This is a genomic window from Acetomicrobium mobile, assembly GCF_937920065.1.
The window spans coordinates 1-2,206 of sequence record NZ_CALETC010000007.1 but is presented as its reverse complement, the minus strand read 5'-3'; the positions used below and the strand labels follow the sequence as shown (position 1 = coordinate 2,206).

General features: G+C 39.8%; 3 protein-coding genes and 1 pseudogene. All 4 read right to left on the bottom strand.

The window, feature by feature from the left end; all coding sequences use genetic code 11:
- Window positions 1-220: pseudogene (locus tag Q7P41_RS00190) on the bottom strand (lipid A biosynthesis acyltransferase); the annotation flags it as partial.
- Window positions 221-356: 136 nt separating this feature from the next.
- Window positions 357-566, bottom strand: a complete 210-nt coding sequence (locus tag Q7P41_RS00185; protein ID WP_303881082.1) for a molybdopterin-binding protein — start codon at window positions 564-566, stop codon at window positions 357-359.
- Window positions 567-584: 18 nt separating this feature from the next.
- Window positions 585-1,868, bottom strand: a complete 1,284-nt coding sequence (gene tyrS, locus Q7P41_RS00180) for a tyrosine--tRNA ligase (protein WP_303881079.1) — start codon at window positions 1,866-1,868, stop codon at window positions 585-587.
- Between the two features lie 103 nt (window positions 1,869-1,971).
- The coding region (locus Q7P41_RS00175; RefSeq protein ID WP_303881077.1) for a hypothetical protein at window positions 1,972-2,206 on the bottom strand (235 nt) is incomplete at its 5' end.

The window sequence follows — 2,206 nt, the reverse complement described above, 5'->3', positions numbered from 1 at the left end:
TTACGGACAAAGCTAGATGATAATAAAGCTTTCTTAAAACCTCTTTCCTCCATGCGAGACTGCTATCGGGGTAAGCTATCTTTAAATTCATCAAGGCAGTTTCTTTGCGAATTCCAATGAAACGGGCTGTATTATATAATAGACATGTTAATACGTTGGCTCTTATACCTGGTCTTACTAGGAGATGTGCTCCTTTTATAAGGCTAGCCATTACGCTCATCTTGCTTTTCCCCTTATTTCAAGATGCAACTCCTACTATAATATACTACAAACAAAGCAGGAAGTCAGCTTCCTGCTTTGTTTGTTACTTCAACTTATATTGCCACTTAATTAGGGCATCGCCATGTAAAGAAATTTCAATCAATCGCCACCATGACCTCGGATGCCTTAATCACTGCGTAAGCATCCATCCCTTCTTTTAGCCCCAGTCTTTCTGCCGAGGCCTTAGTAATAATCGAAACTACTTGCTGTCCTCCGGGCAATTCCAACGTGATCTCAGAATTAACAGCACCATGAACGACCTTTACAACCTTCCCCTTTAACACGTTCCTTGCACTTATTTTCATCGAATGTCACCCCTTTCATCAAGAATTACTACGTGTAATTAAATGATACCTTTTTTTCCCAAGTTTTAACAACATATATTTTCCGTATAGAAATTCATTGTCGTGTACTTCATGATTTTCATCAAGCACTCTCTCGCCATTTATCGCAACACCGCCGCTACGGATTAACCTACGTACCTCGCTTTTGCTGGAACAAGCACCCACTTTTACCATCACATCAATGAGGGGAGCAGGAATTTCGTTAATATATCCACTCGGAACCTCCCGGCCTATTTCCTCCAAAAGATCCAAAGTGAGATCATCAAGAGTATATGATTCCCCGAAAAGTATTTCACTAACTTTTTTGACCCTTTTTACGATTTCATCGCCATGTACAACGCGGGTTACTTCATAAGCTAACTTCTTTTGAGCCAGGCGCAGCTCAGGGCACTTCTTGTGCTCGTTCATTATACCCTCTATTTCATCAAGCGGAACGAAGGTAAAAAGCTTTAAAAATTTAGATACATCACGATCATCTGCATTTATCCAAAATTGATAAAATTTATATGGCGTAGTGCGCGTTGGCGAAAGCCAAACTGTTCCTTCTTCGGTTTTGCCAAATTTCTGCCCCGAGGCAGTTAAAAGCAACGGGTATGTAAGTCCATATGCTTTGGCTCCAAGTTTCTTACGAATGAGGTCTATACCGGCAATTATATTGACTTGTTGATCATTTCCACCCATTTGTAGCGCGCAGTTCTCATGTTGATACAAATGGCAGAAATCATAGGCTTGCAAGAGTATGTATGAAAATTCTGTGTATGTAATGGATTTATCAGGGTCTTCAATCCTGTTTTTTACGTAATCACGGGCAATCATAAAATTAACTGTGAAATGTTTTCCAACATCCCTTAAAAATTCAAGCAGCCCCAATTTAGATAACCAGGTATAGTTATTAACGATTTTGGCAGATGATTCCCCGCAATCGAAATCCAAGAAGTGTTCAATTTGTTTTTTTATTGAGTCCATGTTGCGCTCAACTTGCTCTAAGGTCAAAAGCTGTCTTTCTTTGGTTTTTCCGGAAGGGTCACCGATCAAGCCCGTGCCTCCGCCCGCTACGGCTATGGGCCTATGTCCAGCACGTTGCAACCATGCCAAACCCATTATTGGAACTAGATGTCCAACGTGAAGGCTATCTGCTGTGGGATCGAACCCTATATATCCAGAGGTAAGCCTGGTCCTAAAAATCCGGGATAATTCATCAGGATCGCTACACCATTCTACAAATCCTCTCTCCTGCAAAATTTGCAATAAGTCCCTTTTCATCGATATTCCTCCTGAAATACGTAATGTTTTTAAAGTCTATTTATACGATTTGTATAAAATGCAACCTACACAAAATACAATAAATGATAGTTATTGTATTTTATTATTGACCATATGTGTTTAAATTATTATACTGCCAAACTATCTCGCCATTACTCAGGTTGTGTATTCCAATAAATAAATGACCTGCACTCCTTAGTTCATCTGCAACTTTAAATAACTTACCAAATTTCTTATCGAACGGCATGCCTTCAGACACCTCGGAGCTAGGCATATCACCTATCATATCCCCTATAGAAAGAATTCTTTCAATATCGTTAGCCACGGAGCCGAAATCT

Coding starts and splice junctions, on each gene's coding strand:
- Q7P41_RS00185 (WP_303881082.1), bottom strand. CDS start 566: ATGAAAATAAGTGCAAGGAACGTGTTAAAGGGGAAGGTTGTAAAGGTC.
- tyrS (WP_303881079.1), bottom strand. CDS start 1,868: ATGAAAAGGGACTTATTGCAAATTTTGCAGGAGAGAGGATTTGTAGAA.